Origin of the sequence: Curtobacterium sp. MCBA15_001 (assembly GCF_001864835.1) — a bacterium.
Taxonomy (GTDB): Bacteria; Actinomycetota; Actinomycetes; order Actinomycetales; family Microbacteriaceae; genus Curtobacterium.
The window spans coordinates 1-22,006 of sequence record NZ_MJGI01000021.1 but is presented as its reverse complement, the minus strand read 5'-3'; the positions used below and the strand labels follow the sequence as shown (position 1 = coordinate 22,006).

Here is a 22,006-nt window from a genome sequence, read left to right as displayed (position 1 = left end):
CCCCCAGCCAACGCCCGTCAGTCCAGCCACGTCCAGGTGACTGGGGGACGCCCGCCACGTCCCCGTGCGGGAGACGTGGCGTCGTCGGCTCGCCGCAACGCCGGGTTGGTCCGGAGTGCCCGGTTCAGGTTGCCGGGATCCGGAGCGACGCCGAAGAGTGCGGTCTGCAGCCGCGCGGCGTCGGCGGTCGTGAAGCGCCCCCCGAGCAGCGCCCGCGTCAACGCGTGGTCGCGCCAGAGTCGGGTCCGCGCGTGGTCCAGCGCGGCGTCGATGATGCGGTCGTGGTCGAACGGGAGGCCCGGCTCGGCCTGGGCAGGCACGCGCCACACCGCGGACGGTCCGGTCGACGGCGTCTCCCCGGGGTCGGTGTCCACCACCGCGACGAACGCGATGCTGATCGCGGCGTCGCGTGGGTCGCGCTCGGGTCCGTCGAACGCCCCGATCTGCGCGAGGTGCCGGACCGTCTCGGGGCCGAGGCCCGCCTTGGTGCGCAGGGCGCGCCGTGCACCGTCGGTCAGGCGTTCCGCAGGGTGCAGGAGCACGCCGGGGAGGGCCTCCTGGCCGGCGTACGGGTCGTACGGCCGACGCGCGGTGGCGACCAGCAGGCCGCCGCTGCCCGAGAACGACATCGGGACGACGTCGATCGCGATGAGCGGTTGCTCGCGGGTCGCCACCTCGGCGGTCATGACGCGGCTGCCGCCCGCCGTGCCGCGCGCTCGGTGCGCTCCTGGGCGAGGACCCCTCGGACGTCCGCGAACGACTGGTGGACCGTGAACCGACCGTCGACCCAGACCGGCTGGAGCAGGCTCGTGGCCTCGTCGTCGGGCGTTGCCTGGTCGGTCTGACGGATCTCGCCGGTGGCGTCGCGGTGCAGGGCGATCCGGCCCTTGGCGCTCTTCTTGCCGCTGCCGGTCGCCGGGTCCTTCTGGATGTCGACGGGCTGACCGTCGACCAGCGCCCAGGTCGCCTTGACGGCGCTGCCGAGGTTGTCGCGGGTCATGTACTGGTACGTGTACGACCCGATGCCGAGCACGATGTTGTCGCTCGCGTAGCCCTTGGCGGCCAGGCGCTCGTAGATCCGACGGGCGCGGTCGAGCGTGATGCTGTCGCCGTAGATCACGCCGATGTGCTGGTCGAGCACCTTGTACCCGGCGTCGTTCACGGTGTGGCCGAACAGCTCGTCGAGCAGCTCGACGACGCCCTTCTGCTCGTGGGTGCGGGCCGGGTCGGTCAGTGCCGCCTGGTCCACGTCGTGCACGGTACCGGTGACGATGTCGACCGGGTCGCCGGAGTCGGGGCGGATGACGAGCTTGCCGTCGCGGGCCGTGATCCGGTCCTTGAGCGCAGGGAGCGTCTCGGTGATGACCTTGAACAGGTCGAAGCCGTCGCTGACCGCCGACACGATGCCCGTCGGGTACACGTCGAGGATCTGCTCGAAGGTCTCGAGCTCGCCGTCGGCGCCGCGGACGCACATCACGCTGTGCTCGGTGGCCGGGACGCTCGCCGCCACGAGTCCGTTGTCGCCGGGGTAGTACCGGTCGATGAAGTCGAGGGTCGGCATCGAGTCCGTGCCGAGGAACGAGAGCAGGTGTCCGGCGCCGCCGGCTGCCGCCGACTCGATGCTCGACTGCCCGCGGAACGAGAAGTCGTGGGCGGCGAAGTCGATGCTCTCCGGGACGGCACCGGTGCGGGCGGCCCAGTCCTCCATCAGGTCGCGGTACTCGAGCGCCTTCGTCGCGACGGTGGACGGGTGCCAGATCGACGCCGACAGCGCGGTCTCGATGTAGTTCGGCAGCCAGAAGAAGTCGTCGACGGTGTTCTCGACCGTCAGGGTGGCGACGCCGATCGGTGCGAGCGTGCCCTCGGGGAGCGCCCTGATGGACAGCGGGAGGTACCCCAGGCGGTGCAGGGCGCGGACGTGGTCGACGCCGATGTGGTTCGGGCCGAAGTAGCCCTGCAGCGCCTGGGCGAACAGGTCGGCGACCAGGTCCTCGTCCGCGGCGAAGAACGGTGCCCAGGCCTCGACCAGGTGGCGCTGGATGAAGGCCTGCAGCCCGAAGACCACGGCGTGGGTCGACTCGGGCATGTGTGCGTTCGAGCGGTTCGTCCAGTTGATCAGGATACGGGTCGTGCCCGTCGGGTAGACCTGTCGGTGCGAGTGCTTGTACCCGTCGACGGCCAGCAGTGGGGCGATCGGGCTGGCGCTGGTGATGCGGGGCTCGAGGCCCGTCGTCGTGGTGGTCATCGGATCTCCTTCGTGAGGTACAGGCTGAGCTCGACGGTGCGCAGACCGTCGATGTGCTGCTGCGCGGGGTACGAGTCGGTGGTGACGATCTCCCCGAAGTGGTCGGCGAGCTGGGCGGCCCGGCCGGAGAACACCCCGTGCGAGACCCACAGACCGAGGCGTTCCCTTCCGAGGCCGGTCGAGCCCGCGAGTCCCATGAAGGTGCCGCCGCCGTCGCAGATGTCGTCGACCACGAGCAGCCGGCCGGTGTCGGGCAGTGGCTCACAGCTGAAGCCGTCGAGCTTGCCGGTGTCGGGGTTGCGGTGCTTCTCGGCGCGGAACACCGGCAGGTCGCAGGCCGTGGCGACCGCTGAGGCCCGCGCGACGGCGCCCTTGTCCGGCGCGATGATGCCGCTGTAGTCCGACCCGGCGACGACGTGGTCGCGGACGACCTGCTCGCTCGTGACGACCGTGAGCCGCTCGACCAGGTCGACGATCACGGGGGAGTGCGGGTCGAACGCGATGACCTGGTCGACGTGGAAGCCGTTCAGGACGTCTGCGTAGACCTTCGCGCCGAAGGGCAGTCCGCGGTCCTGACGGGCGCCGGGCAGGTAGGGGACGAGCGCGACCGACCGGCTGCCACGCTGCCGGACGGCGTCCGCCCACATGCCGAGCATGAGGAGGTCGTCGCCGTCCGTGCCGCGCAGGGTCGCGATCTCGGTCAGGTCAGCGGGGGTGCTGTGCTCGACGGCGACCTTGACGTGTGCTTCGCCCGCTGGGAAGCGCATGGTCGAGAACGTCGGTGTCGCCGGTGTGCCCTGGGCGTCCCAGGTGCTGAGTTCGACTGCCATGACCCGACCGTACCACGGTATTTGTCGCTATGACAAGAACTGACCGAGAACCCGTTGCCCGACGTCGGCGAGCTGGGCCTCGATGCTCGTGGTGGTGCGGAGCCGGAAGGACGGCGAGCCGTCCTTCGGGACCACGAACGGGGCGTTCCCAGCCAGACGGAGCAGGGGGTTCCCGGTCTCGTACCAGGCGCGGCTGTCGTACAGGACGATCCACCAGTCCTCGGTCTCGACGTGCGCGCGGTCCCATAGGAGGTCCCGGAGGTTCCCGTCCCCGGTCTCCGCGACGAACCGCTGCCGTGCTTCGGCGAGCGTGAGGTCTCGAGGTGCTGCCGTCATCACGGATCCCTGTCCTGCCGTCGTCACGGACCCCTGTCCTGCCGTCGTCACGGATCCCTGGAGGGCAGAGCGCGCTGCCCGACGCCAGAGCAACGGCACGGAGTCGAGCGTCGCGACGACGACGACCTCGGGGTGTGGACGAGGGCCGAGTGCAGCCGCGGCGCGGGCGACCCATGACTCCGGATCCGGATCGACGACCAGTGCCACAGAGTCGCCGAACTGGCCCGTCTCGAGCAGCATGAACGCGGACTCGGGCCTGGACACCCGTCGGACCACCTGTGCCCAGATGCCAGAAGCCCCGGTCAGTCCGATGGCGCGGACCGCGCTCGTCGCGTACGGCACGAAGCGTCGGGCTCGGCCGGCATCGTTCGTGACCCGGAGGCCGTCGCCGGAACCCGCTGCTGCGTCCACCTGGACGGCGAAGCGCCCGCTGCGCTCGTCCGCTGCCAGGTCCCTGCGCCGCGCGAGGCGTGTCGTGGTCCCGCGGTCGCGGGGGCGATCGGAGGGGACGGTGTACGCGAACACCGCTGAGCGGCCTCGGTCGAACGGCACCGTGGCCGGGTGGCCGCGGTCGTCGACGGCCAGGTGGAGCTCGTCGGGGACCGGCACCGCATGGAGGGTTCGTCGGGCAGCGGTGTCGTTCATCGTGGATCCCTGTTCCCGGTCCCCGGGCCGCGCGTGGGTGATGTGCACCGCGTGACGCGGACGTGGCCGACTCCGCTCACGAGCACGGACCAGCTCGCGTCGTCGACCGAGGCGCTGAACACCGTGTTGGGCCCCTGGTCATCGTCGTGGTCCGTAGGGACACGGCCGTGGTCCGGCCAGCTCATGACGTGCAGGGCCTCGGCAGTGACGACGTGCCGCACGGTCTCCCACAGCGCATCGAGCTGGCGCTGGCGGCCCGGAGCGGCGAGGTCGGCCGGGTCGAGGTCGGTGGCGGGGAGGCCCTCAGCCCGTGTGTCGAGCAGCACCTCGACGTGCACGCGGCGCTCGCCGGTGTAGCGCCGGCGGAACCGTCGCACGCGCATCGCGCCGTCTGCCTCGAGCACCAGGTCGATGAGGTCGGTCCAGCGGATCGCGTCGCTGTCCGAGCCCACGCCCGAGACGAGCCTGACCGATGACGGTCGTCCGGTTCCCGGCGGTCGCCGCGACAGCCGTTCCGCCTCGTCCCACTCCGCCGGCGTCAGCGCATCGCCGAGCAGCGACCGCGCAGTGGTCCACTGCTCGCGGGGCGACGGAGCCGGACCGCGCAGGAGCCGGCGCCATCCGCTCGCTGATGCGAGCATCGGGGAGGAGGACCCGGAGGTGATGTCCGAAGTCACGTCGTCCACCCATCGCGGCGCGGACGACTCGCGCTCGGCTGCGCGCTGCCAGACAGCGACCTCGTCCGGGTTGTTCAGGTCCACGGTCCCTCCAGGTCTCGTTGCTCGGGAGCAGCCTTCCGGCGCCAGGCGTCGACCGCTCGTGACCAGCGCCGCATGGCCGTCGTGGTCTGTCGGCTCGGAGCAGCGTCCTCGGCGGTCTCGAAGGAGACGATCTGGTCGAAGTACCGGGCATCGCCGTTGCGGGTGACTCGCTTCACGGTCTCCCGAGACTCGCGAACCATGCATCTGTCGCTGCACGCTGCTCAGCGACCGTCGCGAGTCCTTCCTCGTTCACGTCGAACACGTCGCGGGTCGGGAAGTCGGCGGGCACGCCGGTCCGTACGCGGTACACCTGGCTCCCGCCGCTCATCTGACGGCCCATCCGGCTGACGACGGCATCAGCGCGCGCTCCTTCGACAGCGAGCAGCCAGCCGGATGCCTCGAGGGCGCGTCGCACGTCCTCGAGTGCAGCGAAGGCATCGGGACCGTGGCCACGCCACTGCTCTTGATCGCTTCTGACCTCGATCACGTGGTCGGCGCCCGTCACTTCGTGCGTCACGAGCACCGTACGACGCGCGCCGGAGCCGATGACGTCGCGCTCGAAGACCTCACGCATGCGGCGTTGCCCGAGGGTGCGGAGTGATCGTCACGCTTCCGCGAGGATTCGCTGACCGTGCTCCTCGAGTTGTGACTCGATGCTCGTGTTCGTCCTGAGGTGGAACGTCGCTCCCCCGTCTTTCGGAGCAACGAACGGCGCATTGCCGGCGAGGCCGAAGAGCGGGTTCTGCGTCTCGTAGTACCTCCGGGTGTTGTAGAAGACGATCCACCAGTCGTCCGTCTCCATCCAGCCCCTGTCCCAGATCAGGTCCTGATCCGGTCGGACCGTTGCCCCGAATTCGTCTTGAGCGTCCGTCAACGTGCGCACTCTGCCTCAATTCGTCTTGAGAAGGAACATCTGATGGAACCGTTCCAACGTAGCGAACGTCCCGGTCTGGCCGTCGAGGAAGACGATGCCGTTCCTGTCATGGACGACGTTGAACACGTGTCCGACTGCGTTGGGGCCGGAGCGCACGCCGAAGACGATTCCTCGTCCGCCTTCCCCCATGCTCTCCATCCTCGTCACGATCGAGTCGTACGAACGGACATGCTGGAAGTCGTTCAGGGTCTTGCCGAAGTGCGCCGCGACGTCTCCGACGTCAGCGCCCTGTCCGAAGACCGGCATCGCCGACACGGCTTTCCCGTCGAGGACGTGCTCGGTGGCGATGACGCATCGGGTGCAGTTCATGGAGAACCCGTCGATGCGCTTCGCCCAGCGCTCGGCGTTCGGCCGACATGCCCGCTACCGTACCGCGCGGTGCCGCGCCGCCGTCCGGTGCATCGCGCGGAGCAGCAGCGGACCGGGCAGTCGGAGCACCCATCCGGGCACGAGCGAGCGCACCCGACGGATCGCGGCGGTGGCCCGCCGGTACCGTCGCTGCTCCCGAGGTCCCCAGGCGAAGCCGTACTGCGCGCGCATGGCGTCCGGCAGCATCCCGACGGTCACGACGCGCACCAGGGGCATCGCGGCCCGGACCCAGAGCGGCGCGAACCGGGGGTGCAGCAGGTCGCGGACGACCCCGCGGGCGTCGTCGGTGACCCGGAGGTCGGCGAGGGTCCGGGTCCAGTACCGCTCGAAGTCGGCGACCGAGGACGGCCACCGCTCCGCCGGCACCCGGAGCGCGACCCCGAGGGGTGCGTAGGCATCGAGCACCCGCTGCGCCAGGTCCGGTGGGACCGGGGCGCCGAAGGCCTCGTGCGCCCACAGCGCGGAGTCGAAGAGCGTCGCGGCGACCCAGAGCTGGCGGTCGACGTCGTCGGCACCGGTCACCGGGGCGTGCGCGCGGTTGACGAAGCCGGTCGCCGTAGCGGCGTCCCGCGGGGTCCCGATCACGACGGCGTACACGTACATCAACGTGTGCGCGAGCCGCTGCTGCGGCCGACGTGCGAAGTCGGAGTGCCGCCGCACGCCAGCGGCGACGACCGGGTCCGCGATCTGCAGCAGGATCGCGCGGCCGCCGGACAGGACGGGCGTGCTGTCGGTCAGGAACCGACGCAGGTCGCGGTCGCGACCCGATGACGGACGGGAGGCCCGGTGCGCGTCCGGCAACGGGCCTCCAGAGGGTGTGTGCCGGACCGGACCGCCGCTCAGAGCGGCTTGGTCCCCAGGTCGTTGCCCAGGTCGGGACGCTCGGTGTCGTCGTCGTGCTCCCACAGGTCGGCGCTCCCCTCGCGCGGGGCGCCACCGGTGGGGCCGTCGTCGGTGCCGTCGCCGGGCTGCGGCTCGACGGTCTCGCCGGCCACGGCGTCGTTCGTCACTGTCTCGTCTGCCGCCTCGGACTCGTCGACCTCGTACGGGCCGACGTGCTCGCGGTCGATGTCGTCCTCGCGACGCTGCTGGGAGTCGAAGTCGTCGACAGGGCTGATGCCGGGATCGGTCATGGTGCTGCTCCTTGCGTGGTGGTGGACGGCGGGGTCAGGCGTCGAGGCCGAGCTGGGCGGCGAGGCCCTTCTCGTCGGTGGCACCCCATCGTTCGGCGATCTTGCCGTCCCGGAACTTCGATACCTGGATGCCCCGGACCGTGAACGACTTCCCGGTCGGCTGGTTTCCCTGGAACACACCGGTGTGCGTGCCGCGGATCGTGAACACCGCGGTGATGAAGTCGTCCGTGACGATCAGCGGGTCCGGCTCGAGCGACAGATCGGGGAACGCCGTGGTGAACTCCGTCCAGAAGTCGACGATGCCCTGCAGGCCGGGTGCCTGGTCGGGCGCGGGGTCGTGGTCGACGACGTCCTCGGCCCAGACCTCGGGGAAACGGTCGAACGCTCGTGCCTCGAGGATCTCGCCGAGTCGTTCCTGGGCCTGCTGGTTCTGTTCCGCGCTCATCGGCGCTCCTTCCGGTGGGGGTCCTTGTGTACGCCGCGCGACCTGGACATCACCCAGGACGCCCATCGTTCACCGGCGGGCAACCTGCTCGTCATGCCCGCGGGGCACACTCCTCGTGCTCGGGGGAGTGGAGCGCGGTCGCCGACGTCGAGTCGAGCGACCGCGCATCTCCACGGGTCCCGCGCAGAGCCGCCGTCAGACGCGTTCGAGCAGGTGCCGGTCCTCGACGTCGGCCAGCGCCAGCGTCCGGTACCCCGCGGACTCGAAGAACACGGTGAGCCGGTCGTCCTCGGTGCTCATGACCGTGCCGTGGCCCCACTCGGCGTGCTCGACCGCAGCGTCCGGCGGCCAGGCGGCGTCGTTCGAGCCGTCCGCTCCGTGCGCCTCGGCCGAGGTCCCCGCCGAGCAGGTGTCGCAGTTGCCGCACGGATCGGCCAGCTCGTCGCCGAAGTACCCGAGCAGGAACTGCCGGCGGCAGCCACTGGTCTCGGCGAACTGGCGCATCATCGCGATCCGTGACTCCTCGACCTGTTCCCGTTCGCGTGCGCGGTCCTTGGCCACCCGCACCGCGGCCTGGGCGTCCGTCGGGCCGCCGGGGACCCGGGCGATGCCGTCCTGCCCGTCGGCCAGCACACCGGCCTCGACCAGGGCGTTCACCGCGCGTCCGGCTGTCCGTGCGACCAACCCCGACGCGTCGGGCAGGGCCGAGCGGGCGATCGCCCCGTCGTGCGGCACGGCGTCGAACACCGTGCGGAGGGATGCCGGTCGGGGGCCGCCCGAGGCGAAGAACCGTCGGAGGCCGAGGTCCTCGGCGCGGTAGTGCAGCGTGGCGAGGCCGACGTCGCCGTCGCGTCCGGCGCGGCCGACCTCCTGGTAGTAGGCGTCGATCGACTCCGGCACGTCCGCGTGCACGACGAAGCGGACGTCCGGCTTGTCGATCCCCATGCCGAAGGCGCTCGTGGCCACGACGACGTCGACCGAGCCGTCGTGGAAGCCGTGCAGCGTCGCTTCACGGTCCGCCACGCGGAGGCCCGCGTGGTACGGCTGGGCACGGCGGCCGTGCTCGACGAGCTCGTCCGCGTACACGAGGGTCTCCGCCCGGGTGGCCACGTAGACGATGCCAGCGCCGGCCAGCTGTGCGACCTGGGCGACGACGGCCTCGCGCTTGCCCTCGTCGTCCTCGTGGCGGCGGACCTCGAGCCGCAGTTCCGGGCGGTCGAACCCGGTCGCGAGCACGAGGGGGTCGCGCATGCCCAGGCGCTCCACGACGTCGTCCCGCACGGGGGCGGAGCCCGTCGCAGTGAGGGCGAGCACGGGCGGCCGGCCCAGGCGCTCGATCGCCTCGCCGAGGGCCAGGTAGTCCGGGCGGAAGTCATGGCCCCAGCTCGAGACGCAGTGCGCCTCGTCCACGGTGACCAGGCCGACCCCGACCGCACACAGACGCTCCTGCACGTCCGGCTTCGTCAGCTGCTCCGGCGCCAGGAAGACGTAGCGGACCTCGCCCGCCTCGACCGCGTCCCACGCTGCCGACAGGTCACGCGAGCGCTTCGTTGCGTTGACCGTGACACCGCGCGGGGCGTCCGGGTGCTCGGCCAGGCCGACGACCTGGTCCTCCTGCAGGGCGACGAGTGGCGAGACGACGACGACCAGCCCGTCGAGCCCGGTGCCGTCCGGACCGAGGCCGGCGACCTGGTGGATGGCGGACTTGCCGGAGCCGGTGGGCATCACGGCCAGGGCATCGCGGCCGTCGAGGACGGCGTCGATCACGGTCTGCTGGTCGGGGCGGAGCTGCCAGCCGAAGACCTCGGCGGCTCGGGAGCGGAGTGCGTCGTGCATCGCTCAACGGTGCCGGGCGGTCGCTGGCGGTCCGCACCGGCACTGCGCGCCGCGGCCATCCGTGGGACCGACGCCGGCGTGGCGGAGCTGGGCCCTGCCTCCAGGCCGTGACGACCGACGTTCACCTGACGCCGCTAGGCTGACGGGCGGCCGTTGTCTCGACATCGAGCGACCCTCGATGGAGAGTGCTGCGACCGCGTGGAACCGATGCCGATCGCACGAACCGTGCGGGAAGAAGAACAGCGTGGATCTTTTCGAGTACCAGGCCAGGGACCTCTTCGAGTCCTACGGCGTCCCTGTGTTGCAGGGCATCATCGCCGACACCCCTGAGGAGGCGAAGGCAGCGGCCGAGAAGATCGGCGGCGTGGTCGTCGTCAAGGCCCAGGTGAAGGTCGGTGGTCGCGGCAAGGCCGGCGGCGTCAAGGTCGCGAAGACCCCGGACGAGGCGTTCGAGCACGCGCAGGCGATCCTCGGCCTCGACATCAAGGGCCACACCGTCCAGCGCGTCATGATCGCGCAGGGTGCTGACATCGCCGAGGAGTTCTACTTCTCCGTGCTGCTCGACCGCGCCAACCGCTCGTACCTGTCGCTCGTCAGCGTCGAGGGCGGCATGGAGATCGAGCAGCTCGCCGTCGAGAAGCCCGAGGCGCTCGCCCGCGTCGAGGTCAACCCGCTGACCGGCATCAACCAGGAGGCGGGCGAGGCGATCGCGCGCCAGGCCGGGTTCCCGGACGAGCTCGTCGAGCAGGTCGCGGGCGTCTTCGTGAAGCTCTACGACGTGTTCGCGGGCGAGGACGCCACCCTGGTCGAGGTCAACCCCCTCGTCCGCACCGGTGACGGCCAGATCCTGGCGCTCGACGGCAAGGTCTCGCTCGACGAGAACGCCGACTTCCGCCACGACGCGCACAAGCAGCTCGAGGACACCGCCAGCGAGGACCCGCTCGAGGCCAAGGCGAAGGCCCACGGCCTCAACTACGTCAAGCTCGACGGCCAGGTCGGCGTCATCGGCAACGGCGCCGGGCTCGTCATGTCGACGCTCGACGTCGTCGCCTACGCCGGTGAGCGCCACGGCGGCGTCAAGCCCGCCAACTTCCTCGACATCGGCGGTGGCGCCTCGGCCGAGGTCATGGCCAACGGCCTCGACGTCATCCTCGGCGACCCCCAGGTGAAGAGCGTCTTCGTGAACGTCTTCGGCGGCATCACCGCCTGCGACGCCGTCGCGAACGGCATCGTCGCCGCCCTCGGCATCCTCGGCGACGCGGCCACCAAGCCGCTCGTCGTCCGCCTGGACGGCAACAACGTGGAAGAAGGCCGGCGGATCCTGGCGGAGGCAGCGCACCCGCTCGTCACCGTCGCCGCGACCATGGACGACGCGGCCGAGCAGGCCGCCGAACTCGCCGCTGCAGCGGCCTGAAGGGACTGACCATGTCGATCTTCCTCAACAAGGACTCCAAGGTCATCGTCCAGGGCATCACCGGCGGCGAGGGCACCAAGCACACCGCGCTCATGCTCAAGGCCGGCACGCAGGTCGTCGGTGGTGTGAACGCCCGCAAGGCCGGCACCACGGTCGAGCACGGCGACGTCACCCTGCCCGTGTTCGGCTCGGTGCGCGAGGCCATCGACACCACCGGTGCCGACGTCTCGATCGTCTTCGTCCCGCCGGCGTTCGCGAAGGACGCCGTGATGGAGGCCATCGACGCGTCCATCCCGCTGGTCGTCGTCATCACCGAGGGCATCCCGGTGCAGGACTCCGCCGCGTTCTGGGCGCACGCCAAGGCGCTCGGCGGGACGACCCGCATCATCGGCCCGAACTGCCCCGGCATCATCACCCCGGGGGAGTCCCTCGTCGGCATCACCCCGGCGACGATCACCGGCAAGGGCCCGATCGGTCTCGTGTCGAAGTCCGGCACGCTGACCTACCAGATGATGTACGAGCTCCGTGACCTGGGCTTCTCGACCGCCATCGGCATCGGCGGCGACCCGGTCATCGGCACGACGCACATCGACGCGCTCGCCGCGTTCGAGGCCGACCCCGAGACCGAGGCCATCGTGATGATCGGTGAGATCGGTGGTGACGCCGAGGAGCGCGCGGCCGACTACATCAAGGCGCACGTCACGAAGCCGGTCGTCGGCTACGTCGCCGGCTTCACCGCCCCCGAGGGCAAGACGATGGGCCACGCCGGCGCGATCGTGTCCGGTTCCGCGGGCACGGCCGAGGCCAAGAAGCAGGCGCTCGAGGCTGCGGGCGTCAAGGTCGGCAAGACGCCGTCCGAGACGGCAGCGCTGCTGCGCGAGGTGGTCGCCGCTCGCTGAGCGGCGCTCGTCTCGACGGAACTGCCAGGAGGCTCGGCGCGGGTTCGCGCCGAGCCTCCCGTCGTTCCCGCGGCCAGGCACGTATCCTCGCTGCGATGAACCGCCTGGGAACCGCACTGCTCGCCGCCGTCGAAGCGGTCGTGACCGTCGGTGTCGGCCTGGGCATCGCCCTCGTCCCGCTCACGCTGCTCTGGGGGTTCGAGTACGGCCTGCAGGTCGACTGGGACGTCTTCTGGAAGGCGGCGGGCAGCATCTGGCTCGTCGGCCACGGTGTCGACGTCACCTTCGTGCTCGGTGCGGCCGCGGCGAAGGCCTCGGGCGTCAGCGGCGCTGCCGACCCGATCAGCATCACGCTCGCAGCCCTCGGGTTCGCCGTCGTGACCGCCTGGTTGGGTGCGCGCGCCGGCCGACGGTTCGCCGAGACCGAGCACCGCGTCACCGGGATCCTGGTCGGTACCGGCATCACCGCGCTCCTCGGCCTGGGGATCGCCCTGTCGGCTACCTCGGCCGCGTCCCGCCCCACCGTGTGGCAGGCGGTCGTGCTCCCCGCGCTCTGGTTCGGCATCCCCGCGCTCGTGGCGGCCGAGGTCTGCCGCGGACGCCGGTCGATGCCGGCGGACCCGGTCACCGGACGCGTGCTCGACCAGCTGCACCGCGTGCCGGAGGTCTGGCGCGCCGTCGCCGGCTTCGGCCTGCGGGCCGGGACGGCCGCGACCGCGGTGGTGGTCGCCGTCGCCGGGGTCCTGGTCGGGCTGCTGCTGTTCGGGTCGTTCGCCGAGGTCATCACGCTGTACGAGCGCTCGCACGCCGAGGTCGTCGGCGGTGTCGCACTGACGGTCGGACAGCTCGCCTTCCTGCCGGACTTCGTCGGCTGGGCGGTCGCCTGGTTGGTGGGTCCGGGCTTCGCGATCGGCACCGGGACGACGGTGTCGCCGATCAGCACCGTGCTCGGGCCGATCCCGGCGCTGCCCGTGTTCGGCGCGCTGCCGGCGTCCGGACACACCTTCGGGCTGCTCTGGGTCCTGGTGCCCGTGGTTGCCGGGTTCGCCGCCGGCGGGCTCCTGCGCCCCCGACTCGTCCGCGCGCTGGGCGCCGACGACGGGCCGCTGCTCCGTGCCGTCGCCGGGGTCGCGACGGGCATCGTCGCCGGGCTGCTGACCGGGGGCATCGCCTGGCTGTCGTCGGGGTCGTTCGGTCCCGGCCGGTTGGCCGACGTCGGTCCGGACGCCCTGGTCGTCGGGCTGTTCGCCGCGCTCGAGGTCGGCGTGCCGGCGGCGGTCGCCCTGGCGATCGGCCAGGACCTGGTGCGCCTGCCCGAACGCCCCTGGAATCGCGAGCGCTGGCACGAGGCCGAGACTCCGGCCGACACGGCTGCGTCGTCCGCAGCGGCCGAGGGGTCCCTGCTCGACGCGCTCGACCGTGCCGGTGCCGGACGGACCACCGACGTGCACCGCTTCGTCGTGACCGAGGCGCACGAGCCGGTCACCCGCGCCGAGGACGACCGCGACGACCACGACCGGGACGACCCCAGGCCGGCCGAGGACGACGTGGCACTGCCGGAGTGGGCGCAGACCGGCGCCCCGGCGACCTCCGCCGCAGGTCCCACCTCGGCCGACACTCGCACGCCGGCGGCGTCCGGTAGCCGGGTCGGCAGCATCCGCGACCGCCTGCGCGGCGCCGCGGACGGCGTCAAGGACCGGGCCGACGACCTCCGCGTCCGGGCCGACCTCCGGAACCGTGCCGAAGACCTCCGGAACCGTGCCGAGGACCTCCGGAGCCGCGCGGGCAGCCTGCGCGACCGGGTGACCGGCGCCGACGCCGAGCGGACGCACAGCACGCCCGACGACCGCCCCGACCTGCACCGACCGGAACGCCCGGAGGTCGCCGGCGCCCGACTGGACGAACAGGCGGCGTTCCCGTGGAGCACCGAGGAGTTCGTCGCCGGGCGCCACGACGACGAGCCGACGCCGCCCGCGGCGGAACCGAAGCGCTGGGACACGACCGACCAGGTGCCCGAGGACGAGCTGCCGTGGTGGCGCCGTCCGAAGGGCTGATCGCCGGGGACCGTCGCACGGCAGGAGCGCCGCTAGGCTGGTGCCCGTGCTCGAACTGGTCGTCCTGATCTCCGGTACCGGCTCGAACCTCCGGGCCCTGCTCGAGGCGACCCGTGACGCGGAGTACCCCGCCCGGGTCGTCGCCATCGGTGCCGACCGCGATGCCGAGGGACTCGGTCTGGGCGAGGAGTACTCGATCCCGACGTTCTCGGTGCCGTTCTCCCGCTACGCCTCGCGCGCCGAGTGGGGCAAGGCGCTCGCCGAGCAGATCCGCCCGTGGTCGCCCGACCTGCTCGTCCTGTCCGGCCTGATGCGGCTGCTGCCCCCGGCCGTCGTGTCCGAGTTCGGCCCCGCGATCATCAACACCCACCCCGCGTACCTGCCCGAGTTCCCCGGCGCCCACGGCGTGCGGGACGCGCTGGCCGCCGGGGTCAGCGAGACCGGCGCGAGCGTGATCCAGGTCGACGACGGTGTCGACAGCGGTCCGGTCCTGGCGCAGGAGCGCATCCCGGTGCTGCCGCACGACTCCGAGTCCACGCTGCACGACCGCATCAAGCCGGTCGAACGGCGCCTGCTGATCCAGACCGTCCTCGACATCGCCAACGGACACATCGACCTGAAGGGCACCACGAGCGCATGAGCGTCCACGCCGCCGACCCCAGCCTGTACCGCGACCGGGACGTCGTCCCCGTGCGCCGCGCCCTCATCTCCGTCAGCGACAAGTCCGGCCTGCTCGAACTCGCCGGTGCCCTGGCGGACGCCGGTGTCGAACTCGTGTCGACCGGCTCGACCGCGCAGACGATCCGCGACGCCGGGTACGCCGTCACGGACGTCGCGAGCGTGACGGGCTTCCCCGAGTCGCTCGACGGCCGTGTCAAGACGCTGCACCCCGCCGTGCACGCGGGCCTGCTCGCCGACCTCCGCCTAGAGTCGCACGAGCAACAGCTCGCCGACCTCGGCATCGAGGCCTTCCAGCTCGTCGTGGTGAACCTGTACCCGTTCGTCGAGACGGTGGCCTCGGGCGCTGACACCGCCACCGTGGTCGAGAACGTCGACATCGGCGGGCCCGCGATGGTCCGCGCCTCGGCGAAGAACCACCCGAACGTGGCGATCGTCGTCTCGCCCGGCTCCTACGCCGAGGTCGTCGAGGCCGTCCGTGCCGGCGGGACCTCGCTCGAGTTCCGGAAGCGCCTCGCCGCCCAGGCCTTCGCCCACACCGCTGCGTACGACACCGCGGTCGCGTCGTACTTCCACAGCGACGTCGTCGCGCAGGCTGCGGCGCCGACCACCAGCGGCTACATCGAGACCCCCGGTGCGTTCGACGAGCACCTGTCGTTCGGCGCCGACCTGTCCGCGACGCTGCGCTACGGCGAGAACGCGCACCAGGCGGCCGCGCTCTACACGACCCCGGACGGCACCGGCATCGCCCAGGCCACGCAGCTGCACGGCAAGGAGATGTCGTACAACAACTACGTCGACGCCGATGCCGCGGTCCGTGCCGCGTTCGACTTCACCGAGCCGGCCGTCGCGATCATCAAGCACGCCAACCCGTGCGGCATCGCCGTCGGTGCCCCTGACGCCGCCGACCCGATCGCCTCGGCACACGCGGCCGCCCACGCCTGTGACCCGCTGTCCGCGTTCGGTGGGGTCATCGCGGCCAACCGCCCGGTCACGCTGCAGATGGCCGAGACGGTCAAGGACATCTTCACCGAGGTCGTCGTGGCCCCGGGCTTCGACCCCGAGGCGCTCGAGGTCCTGTCGCGCAAGAAGAACATCCGCCTGCTGACGCTGCCCGCCGACTTCGCGCTGGCCCCGCGGGAGGTCAAGCAGGTCTCCGGTGGCTTCCTCGTGCAGGACGCCGACCGCTTCACCGGGTTCGACCAGTCCACGTGGGACCTCGTCGCCGGCGAGCCCGCGGACGACGCCACCCTCGCCGACCTCGCCTTCGCGTGGAAGGCCAGCCGTGCGGTGAAGTCGAACGCGATCCTGCTGGCGAACCGCGGCGCGAGCGTCGGCGTCGGCATGGGCCAGGTCAACCGGGTCGACTCGTGCCACCTCGCCGTGACCCGGGCCGGTGACCGCGCTGCCGGATCGGTCGCGGCCTCAGACGCGTTCTTCCCGTTCGCGGACGGCCTGCAGGTGCTCATCGACGCCGGGGTCCGCGCCGTCGCCCAGCCCGGGGGCAGCGTCCGCGACGACGAGGTCATCCAGGCGGCGAAGGCCGCCGGCGTGACGATGTACTTCACCGGCGAACGGCACTTCTTCCACTGACGCCGATCGATGCGTCCGCTGACGTCGACGCTGCTGCTCCGGGGTGCACAAACTGCCGCTCACGTCCGCCGAAGTTCCACGACTGGTCGGTCGGGCCGGTCGAGATGCCGTAATTCTGGAACCTCGAGGGCGCAGACCGATTTCGGGAACCCCATTGCGCGCTGTGAGTCCCTGCGAATAGTCTGTAAGGCTCCGCGGCAGGCAGCCGACGATCCCTCGGGACCGGCGGCACCGCGGACACAACGGTGACGAAGACGACGACTGGAGTGACGATGGACATCTCGACCGGAACCGCGGCGACGGCCGCCCGTGCAGGTCTCGTGTCCGTTGTGGGGACCACTCCCGCTCCGCGACCCCGACGAGCCGCGGCCGCCGTCTAGTCAGGCCGACTCCCACGGCCTCGCGCGGGCGCACCGACGAGTGCGACCGCGAACCACCCGCTGAGAACCCGGGGACGAGTGTCCCTCGGTGCCCATCGGCCCGACCGACGTCACGCGAGTGACGGCGGTGGCGCGCAACCACGCGCCCGGCCGATGCCGACCACGCAACGCACACCGAGCCTCCCGACCGAGCCCGCGTGACGAACCGTCACGCGACCTGGTGGGGTGACCCGGCAGACGCATGAGGACGCAACGCATGTCCAAGTCGCCCACCACGGCGCGCCCGTCCACCTTCCGCGCGATCGCGCGGATCTACCCCTACGTGAAGCCCTTCCAGGGCCGCCTCATCGCCGGCATGGCCGCGGCGTTGGGTGCCTCCCTGGTGGCGCTCGCCATCCCGTACGTCCTGCAGTGGCTGGTCGACGGTCCGCTGTCGTCGAAGGACGACGCGCAGATCTGGCCGGCCGGCCTCGGCGTGCTCGCCCTCGGGCTGCTCGAGGCGTTCTTCATCGCCTCGCGCCGCCGGATGGTGATGCGCCCGTCGACCCGCATCGAGACGAGCATGCGCAACGCGCTGTACGCCAAGCTGCAGGACCTGCCGGTCGCGTTCCACGACCGGTGGGAGTCCGGGCAGCTGCTGTCCCGTTCGGTGTCCGACCTGTCCCTGATTCGACGGTGGCTGGCGTTCGGCGTCGTGCTGCTCGTCATCAACGTCATCACGATCGTCGTCGGGTTCGCCGTGCTGTTCACCTTCGGGTGGCTGCTCGGCCTGATCTTCCTGGTCGCGTCGATCCCGCTGTGGATCAACGGGCTGCTGTTCGAGCGGCGGTACTCCGTCGTCGCGCGCCGCAGCCAGGACCAGGTCGGTGACCTCGCGACGAGCGTCGAGCAGTCGGTGCACGGCATCCGCGTGCTCAAGGCGTTCGGCCGCGGTGGCCACAAGCTGGAGGAGTTCAGCGACCAGGCCGAGGCGCTGCGTGGCACCGAGATCGAGAAGGCGAAGGCCATCGCGAGCATCTGGCTGTGGCTGCTGCTCGTGCCGGACGTCGCGTTCGCGCTGTGCCTGCTCGCCGGCATCTGGCTGGCGAGCCAGGACCAGCTCACCGTCGGGCAGCTGTTCGGGTTCTTCGCGACCGCGACCGTGCTGCGGTTCCCGATCGAGTCGATCGGGTTCTTCCTGTCGATGACCTTCGACACCCGGACCGCGGTCGACCGCTTCTTCGAGGTGATGGACTCCGAGAACACGATCACGGACCCCGAGCACCCGAAGACGATCGCCGAGCCGCACGGGGCGCTGTCCTTCAACGCCGTGCACTTCCGGTACCAGGACTCCGCACCGCAGTACCCCGACCTGATCAACGGCGTCGAACTGCGCCTCGAGCCCGGGGAGACCATGGCGCTCGTCGGACTGACCGGGTGCGGCAAGACCACGCTGCTCTCGCTCGTGCCGCGGCTGTACGACGTGACCGGTGGTTCGGTGACGATCGACGGGGTCGACATCCGCGACCTGACGCGCGAAGAACTGCGGCGGCACGTCGGCGTCGCGTTCGAGGACGCCACGCTGTTCTCGACGACCGTGCGCGAGAACGTGCTGCTCGGGCGTCCGGACGTCTCCGGCGCCGAGGCCGAGGCCCTGATGCGCGAGGCCCTCGACATCGCGCAGGCGTCCTTCGTGGACGACCTGCCCGACGGCGTGGACACGCGCGTCGGTGAAGAGGGGCTGTCCCTGTCCGGTGGGCAGCGGCAGCGCCTTGCCCTGGCCAGGGCGATCGCGGCGCGACCGTCGGTGCTGGTGCTCGACGACCCGCTGTCGGCGCTCGACGTCGACACCGAAGCGCGGGTCGAAGCCGGCCTGCGCCGGGTCCTGGCGGACACCACGTCGCTCATCGTGGCGCACCGTCCGTCGACGGTGACGCTCGCGGACCGCGTCGCGCTCATGGAGAACGGCGTCGTCACCGCCGTCGGCACCCACTCGGAGCTGATGGCCACCAACGACCACTACCGCTACGTCATCTCGTCGCTCGACGAGGACGACGCCACCGCACGAGAGGAGGCGATGGCATGACCCAGCAGGAACAGCACCTGCCTGGAGGCACGGCTGCAGCCGAGCAGGACGCTCCGGACGAGCAGTCTGCCGCGCCGATCACCGCATCGATCACCACGCTCGGGGTCCGCGGCGAGGAGCGCCAGGACTTCACCAAGGCGGAGAGCAAGCGCCTGCGGCGCCGCTCCCTCGCTCTGCTCGGGTCCCTCGCCGCACCGCTGAAGCTCCGGCTGGTGCTGCTCGGCGTCGTCGTGGTCGTCTCCACCGGCGGCCAGGTCGCCGGCCCGGCGCTCATCGCGTGGGGCATCGACAACGCGCTGCCCCGGGTGCTCGAGCAGAACGACTGGGTGCCGGCGTTCGGCGTCGTGGCGACGTACATCGTCGTCGCGGTGCTCGGAGCGGTCCTGACCGCCTGGTACACCGTGCTGGCGGCCCGGATCAGCCAGGCGATCCTGTTCGACCTGCGCAAGCGCGTGTTCCTGCACACGCAGCGCCTGTCGCTCGAGTTCCACGAGACCTACACGTCGGGCCGGATCATCTCCCGCCAGACGAGTGACCTCGACTCGATCCGCGAGCTGCTCGACTCCGGGCTGAACCAGCTCATCCAGGGCGTGCTCTACATGGTGTTCACCGCCATCGCCCTGGTGTCGCTCGACCCGACGTCCGGGCTGGTGCTCGCCGCGTCGCTCGTGCCGCTCTGGTTCCTGATCCGCTGGTTCCAGACGAACTCGCAGACGCTCTTCCGGGCCACGCGGGTGACCTCGGCGCGCGTCATCGTGCACTTCGTCGAGACCATGACGGGCATCCGCGCGGTGCAGGCCTTCCGCAAGGAGTCCCGCAACCGCGACGAGTACGGCGGGTACGTCGAGGACTACCGGGTGTCGAACACGAAGGTCTTCAACCTGTTCGGGACCTTCGACCCGGTGCTCGTGCTCATCGGCAACGTGACGCTCGCCGCGGTCGTCATCGTCGGCGGCTTCCGGGTCGTCGGCGGGACGCTCGAGGTCGGTGCGCTGCTCGCGGTCGCGCTGTACGCCAAGCGCTTCTTCGACCCGGCACAGGAACTCGCGATGTTCTACAACGGGTACCAGTCCGCCTCGGCCGCCATGGAGAAGATCTCCGGCGTGCTCGAGGAACGGCCGAGCGTGCCGGACCCGGTGAAGCCGACCAAGCTGGCCGACGCCAAGGGGAGGATGGACTTCGACGACGTCGAGTTCGCCTACAACAAGGGCAAGGTCGTGCTGCCGGAGTTCGCGCTGCACATCCCGGCTGGTCAGACCATCGCCCTGGTGGGGTCCACCGGTGCGGGCAAGTCCACGCTCGCCAAGCTCATGGCGCGCTTCTACGACCCGTCCCGGGGATCGGTGCGGCTCGACGGCGTGGACCTGCGCGACCTCGACTCGAAGGACATGCGCCGCGCGGTCGTCATGGTGACACAGGAGGCGTACTTGTTCTCGGGCACCGTCGCCGACAACATCGCGCTCGGCAAGCCGGGGGCGTCCCGCGCCGAGATCGAGGCGTCCGCCCGGGCCGTCGGCGCGCACGAGTTCATCATGGCGCTCCCCGACGGGTACGACACCGACGTGAACAAGCGCGGTGGGCGGGTGTCGGCCGGGCAGCGGCAGCTGCTCTCGTTCGCGCGGGCCTTCATCGCGGACCCGAAGGTGCTCATCCTCGACGAGGCCACGGCGTCGCTCGACATCCCGTCCGAGCGGCTCGTGCAGGAGGGCCTGGAGACGCTGCTCGCCGACCGGACCGCGGTGATCATCGCGCACCGACTGTCCACCGTCGCGATCGCCCACCGGGTGCTCGTGATGGAGTACGGCCGGATCGTCGAGGACGGTACGCCGGACGACCTGATCGCGGGCACGGGGCGGTTCGCCCAGCTGCACGCGGCCTGGCGGGACTCGCTGGTGTAGGCGGCCCGGTGCGGTGGACCGTGTCGCGTGCTCGCAGATGCGAGCATATTCGACATGTGAAATACACGTAGACTCCGTGGGTCACGCCCGTGACCAGAAGGAGCATCGTGGACAAGTTCATCGCACCAGCCGCACTCGCCGCGGCCCTCGTCGCCACCGTCGCCGTCCCCACGGCAGCGCAGGCGGCCACCCCCGTCCCCACGCCCGAGATCGGCGCCGTGTTCAGCAACGGCGAGCACACCTCCGTCTACGACGGCATCGCGGAGCTCGAGTTCAGCCCGGTCATGGGCATCGGTTCGGCGACCGGTGACGACCGGTTCGCCGGCGTCCGTGTCGACGTGGTCGACGACCAGGGGAACCAGGTCTGCACCACCGAGACCAACCCGTACGTCTCCGACGGCGGATGGGACTGCTACGCCACCCCGCTGACGCTCGGCGCGGGCGTGCACACGATCCACGCCGTTGCCTACGACTCCGAGGGTCGCCCCGCTGCGGAGTCGGCCCCGGTCCGCCTGACGGTCGGTGGCGGCTCCGACGACGCCGGTGACGACAGCACGGCGCAGCCCGCTCCCGGTCCGGTGGACGTCGGCTTCACCCACCCGGGCGCCGGCGCCGGCAGCGAGGACACCACCGCGCAGCCGGCTCCGGGTCCGGTCGACTGGGGCTTCACCCACCCGGGCGCGGGTGAGTCGGGCGGGTCCGATGCCCCGACTGCCGAGTGGGCGGTCATCCGCTTCCAGGGCGGCGCGCAGCACGTGCTCGCCCGACTCCACACGGCACCGAACGCGGTCGTCGTGGTCACGGAGTCGAACGGCACCCAGCACGGCTTCATGGCCGACGACGACGGCATCGCCAAGGTCGACGTCGAGTGGCTCGGTGGCTACGCCCCGACGTTCACCGCAGTCGCGCACGTCGGCGGCACGACCTCGGGCTCGGTGACGGTCACCCCGACCCGCGGCTGATCGCTGCACGGTCCGCCGGGCTCGGGCGTGGTTGGCTTGTCGGCATGACAGACGACAGCCCGCAGCCCGGTGGGGTCGCCCTGCGGGACCCCTTCTACGGCGCGCCCTTCACCGAGGCAGTCCGCCGGTTCTGGCGGAAGTACACCGTGTTCACCGGACGGGCGTCGCGCGCCGAGTTCTGGTGGTGGTGGATCACCTCGCTGGCGATCGGTCTCGTCCTGCAGCTCGTCCCGCAGGCGTTCACCCCGGACAGCCCGATGCTGGAGAACCCGGTCGGCTCGTACCTGTTCGTGCTCTGGGCGCTGGCGACCCTCGTCGGGTCGCTGGCGCTCGGCGCCCGTCGTCTCCACGACGCGAACCGCTCCGGGTTCTGGCAGTTCCTGCACGTGCTACCGGGCATCGGGTCGCTCGTGCTGTTCGTGATGTTCCTGCTGCCGGCGAACCCGAAGGGCAGCCGCTTCGACGCGTAGCCACGTCCGAGCAACGCGAGAACGGCCGGTCCCCTGGTGGGGGCCGGCCGTTCTCGTGT

At 71.2% G+C, this 22,006-nt stretch carries 22 protein-coding genes; 9 read left to right on the top strand and 13 right to left on the bottom strand.

All coding sequences use genetic code 11. The features are described from left to right. Positions 1-17: 17 nt before the first annotated feature. From BIU90_RS06535 to BIU90_RS06475, 13 genes are all read right to left on the bottom strand, one after another. Positions 18-686 carry an NUDIX domain-containing protein gene (locus BIU90_RS06535; protein ID WP_071299436.1) on the bottom strand — a complete coding sequence of 223 codons (669 nt, stop codon included), beginning with the start codon at positions 684-686 and terminating at the stop codon, positions 18-20. After that, the gene (locus BIU90_RS06530) at positions 683-2,245 is read right to left on the bottom strand and encodes a nicotinate phosphoribosyltransferase (protein ID WP_071299435.1); all 1,563 of its coding nucleotides are present in this window, start codon (positions 2,243-2,245) and stop codon (positions 683-685) included. The genes BIU90_RS06535 and BIU90_RS06530 overlap by 4 nt, the downstream gene beginning before the upstream one ends. Further along, positions 2,242-3,075, bottom strand: a complete 834-nt coding sequence (locus tag BIU90_RS06525; RefSeq protein WP_071299434.1) for a phosphoribosyltransferase family protein — start codon at positions 3,073-3,075, stop codon at positions 2,242-2,244. Before BIU90_RS06525 ends, BIU90_RS06530 begins: the two co-directional genes overlap by 4 nt. 27 nt (positions 3,076-3,102) lie before the next feature. Beyond that, on the bottom strand, positions 3,103-4,056 hold the full coding sequence (locus BIU90_RS06520; RefSeq protein ID WP_139195143.1) for a YrhB domain-containing protein: 954 nt from the start codon (positions 4,054-4,056) through the stop codon (positions 3,103-3,105). Beyond that, positions 4,053-4,817, bottom strand: coding sequence for a hypothetical protein (locus BIU90_RS06515; RefSeq protein WP_071299432.1), 765 nt, complete (start codon positions 4,815-4,817; stop codon positions 4,053-4,055). Before BIU90_RS06515 ends, BIU90_RS06520 begins: the two co-directional genes overlap by 4 nt. Then, positions 4,808-4,993 (bottom strand): hypothetical protein, encoded by a 186-nt coding sequence (locus tag BIU90_RS06510; RefSeq protein WP_071299431.1) that lies wholly within the window; start codon positions 4,991-4,993, stop codon positions 4,808-4,810. Before BIU90_RS06510 ends, BIU90_RS06515 begins: the two co-directional genes overlap by 10 nt. Then, positions 4,990-5,391 carry a hypothetical protein gene (locus BIU90_RS06505; protein WP_071299430.1) on the bottom strand — a complete coding sequence of 134 codons (402 nt, stop codon included), beginning with the start codon at positions 5,389-5,391 and terminating at the stop codon, positions 4,990-4,992. Before BIU90_RS06505 ends, BIU90_RS06510 begins: the two co-directional genes overlap by 4 nt. 30 nt (positions 5,392-5,421) lie before the next feature. Continuing rightward, a complete protein-coding gene (locus BIU90_RS06500) occupies positions 5,422-5,691 on the bottom strand; it encodes a YrhB domain-containing protein (RefSeq protein ID WP_139195142.1) in 270 nt (89 codons plus the stop codon). Positions 5,692-5,706: 15 nt separating this feature from the next. Beyond that, positions 5,707-6,060 carry a toxin glutamine deamidase domain-containing protein gene (locus BIU90_RS06495; RefSeq protein ID WP_071299428.1) on the bottom strand — a complete coding sequence of 118 codons (354 nt, stop codon included), beginning with the start codon at positions 6,058-6,060 and terminating at the stop codon, positions 5,707-5,709. 54 nt (positions 6,061-6,114) lie between these two features. Then, positions 6,115-6,921: an oxygenase MpaB family protein gene (locus BIU90_RS06490; RefSeq protein ID WP_175470149.1), complete on the bottom strand. Its 807-nt coding sequence runs from the start codon at positions 6,919-6,921 to the stop codon at positions 6,115-6,117. Between the two features lie 38 nt (positions 6,922-6,959). Continuing rightward, positions 6,960-7,253, bottom strand: a complete 294-nt coding sequence (locus BIU90_RS06485) for a hypothetical protein (protein WP_071299427.1) — start codon at positions 7,251-7,253, stop codon at positions 6,960-6,962. A gap of 34 nt (positions 7,254-7,287) precedes the next feature. After that, a complete protein-coding gene (locus BIU90_RS06480; RefSeq protein ID WP_071299426.1) occupies positions 7,288-7,698 on the bottom strand; it encodes an ester cyclase in 411 nt (136 codons plus the stop codon). Positions 7,699-7,893: 195 nt separating this feature from the next. Further along, positions 7,894-9,534 carry an ATP-dependent DNA helicase RecQ gene (locus BIU90_RS06475; RefSeq protein ID WP_071299425.1) on the bottom strand — a complete coding sequence of 547 codons (1,641 nt, stop codon included), beginning with the start codon at positions 9,532-9,534 and terminating at the stop codon, positions 7,894-7,896. A 244-nt stretch (positions 9,535-9,778) separates the two neighbouring features. Between BIU90_RS06475 and sucC the strand changes: the two genes are divergently transcribed. The 9 genes from sucC (at position 9,779) to BIU90_RS06430 (ending at position 21,947) form a co-directional block, all read left to right on the top strand. After that, a complete protein-coding gene (sucC, locus tag BIU90_RS06470; protein ID WP_071299760.1) occupies positions 9,779-10,948 on the top strand; it encodes an ADP-forming succinate--CoA ligase subunit beta in 1,170 nt (389 codons plus the stop codon). 11 nt (positions 10,949-10,959) lie between these two features. After that, entirely contained in the window at positions 10,960-11,847 is an 888-nt protein-coding gene (gene sucD / locus BIU90_RS06465) for a succinate--CoA ligase subunit alpha (protein WP_071299424.1), read from the top strand. Between the two features lie 95 nt (positions 11,848-11,942). After that, positions 11,943-13,901 (top strand): DUF6350 family protein, encoded by a 1,959-nt coding sequence (locus tag BIU90_RS06460; protein WP_071299423.1) that lies wholly within the window; start codon positions 11,943-11,945, stop codon positions 13,899-13,901. A 46-nt stretch (positions 13,902-13,947) separates the two neighbouring features. Then, positions 13,948-14,541: a phosphoribosylglycinamide formyltransferase gene (gene purN / locus BIU90_RS06455; RefSeq protein ID WP_071299759.1), complete on the top strand. Its 594-nt coding sequence runs from the start codon at positions 13,948-13,950 to the stop codon at positions 14,539-14,541. Further along, on the top strand, positions 14,538-16,172 hold the full coding sequence (gene purH / locus BIU90_RS06450) for a bifunctional phosphoribosylaminoimidazolecarboxamide formyltransferase/IMP cyclohydrolase (protein WP_071299422.1): 1,635 nt from the start codon (positions 14,538-14,540) through the stop codon (positions 16,170-16,172). The genes purN and purH overlap by 4 nt, the downstream gene beginning before the upstream one ends. Positions 16,173-16,808: 636 nt before the next feature. Continuing rightward, positions 16,809-18,617 carry an ABC transporter ATP-binding protein gene (locus BIU90_RS06445; RefSeq protein ID WP_071299421.1) on the top strand — a complete coding sequence of 603 codons (1,809 nt, stop codon included), beginning with the start codon at positions 16,809-16,811 and terminating at the stop codon, positions 18,615-18,617. Next, positions 18,614-20,515: an ABC transporter ATP-binding protein gene (locus tag BIU90_RS06440; protein ID WP_254786965.1), complete on the top strand. Its 1,902-nt coding sequence runs from the start codon at positions 18,614-18,616 to the stop codon at positions 20,513-20,515. Before BIU90_RS06445 ends, BIU90_RS06440 begins: the two co-directional genes overlap by 4 nt. Positions 20,516-20,622: 107 nt before the next feature. Beyond that, positions 20,623-21,477: a hypothetical protein gene (locus tag BIU90_RS06435; protein ID WP_071299420.1), complete on the top strand. Its 855-nt coding sequence runs from the start codon at positions 20,623-20,625 to the stop codon at positions 21,475-21,477. A 44-nt stretch (positions 21,478-21,521) separates the two neighbouring features. Then, a complete protein-coding gene (locus BIU90_RS06430) occupies positions 21,522-21,947 on the top strand; it encodes a DUF805 domain-containing protein (RefSeq protein ID WP_071299419.1) in 426 nt (141 codons plus the stop codon). Positions 21,948-22,006 lie beyond the last annotated feature (59 nt).

Bases quoted from the DNA above. Each gene is read 5' to 3' on its own strand.
- BIU90_RS06535 (WP_071299436.1), bottom strand. From the start codon at position 686: ATGACCGCCGAGGTGGCGACCCGCGAGCAACCGCTCATCGCGATCGAC.
- BIU90_RS06530 (WP_071299435.1), bottom strand. From the start codon at position 2,245: ATGACCACCACGACGACGGGCCTCGAGCCCCGCATCACCAGCGCCAGC.
- BIU90_RS06525 (WP_071299434.1), bottom strand. From the start codon at position 3,075: ATGGCAGTCGAACTCAGCACCTGGGACGCCCAGGGCACACCGGCGACA.
- BIU90_RS06520 (WP_139195143.1), bottom strand. From the start codon at position 4,056: ATGAACGACACCGCTGCCCGACGAACCCTCCATGCGGTGCCGGTCCCC.
- BIU90_RS06505 (WP_071299430.1), bottom strand. From the start codon at position 5,391: ATGCGTGAGGTCTTCGAGCGCGACGTCATCGGCTCCGGCGCGCGTCGT.
- BIU90_RS06495 (WP_071299428.1), bottom strand. From the start codon at position 6,060: ATGAACTGCACCCGATGCGTCATCGCCACCGAGCACGTCCTCGACGGG.
- BIU90_RS06485 (WP_071299427.1), bottom strand. From the start codon at position 7,253: ATGACCGATCCCGGCATCAGCCCTGTCGACGACTTCGACTCCCAGCAG.
- BIU90_RS06480 (WP_071299426.1), bottom strand. From the start codon at position 7,698: ATGAGCGCGGAACAGAACCAGCAGGCCCAGGAACGACTCGGCGAGATC.
- BIU90_RS06475 (WP_071299425.1), bottom strand. From the start codon at position 9,534: ATGCACGACGCACTCCGCTCCCGAGCCGCCGAGGTCTTCGGCTGGCAG.
- sucD (WP_071299424.1), top strand. From the start codon at position 10,960: ATGTCGATCTTCCTCAACAAGGACTCCAAGGTCATCGTCCAGGGCATC.
- BIU90_RS06460 (WP_071299423.1), top strand. From the start codon at position 11,943: ATGAACCGCCTGGGAACCGCACTGCTCGCCGCCGTCGAAGCGGTCGTG.
- purH (WP_071299422.1), top strand. From the start codon at position 14,538: ATGAGCGTCCACGCCGCCGACCCCAGCCTGTACCGCGACCGGGACGTC.
- BIU90_RS06445 (WP_071299421.1), top strand. From the start codon at position 16,809: ATGTCCAAGTCGCCCACCACGGCGCGCCCGTCCACCTTCCGCGCGATC.
- BIU90_RS06440 (WP_254786965.1), top strand. From the start codon at position 18,614: ATGACCCAGCAGGAACAGCACCTGCCTGGAGGCACGGCTGCAGCCGAG.
- BIU90_RS06430 (WP_071299419.1), top strand. From the start codon at position 21,522: ATGACAGACGACAGCCCGCAGCCCGGTGGGGTCGCCCTGCGGGACCCC.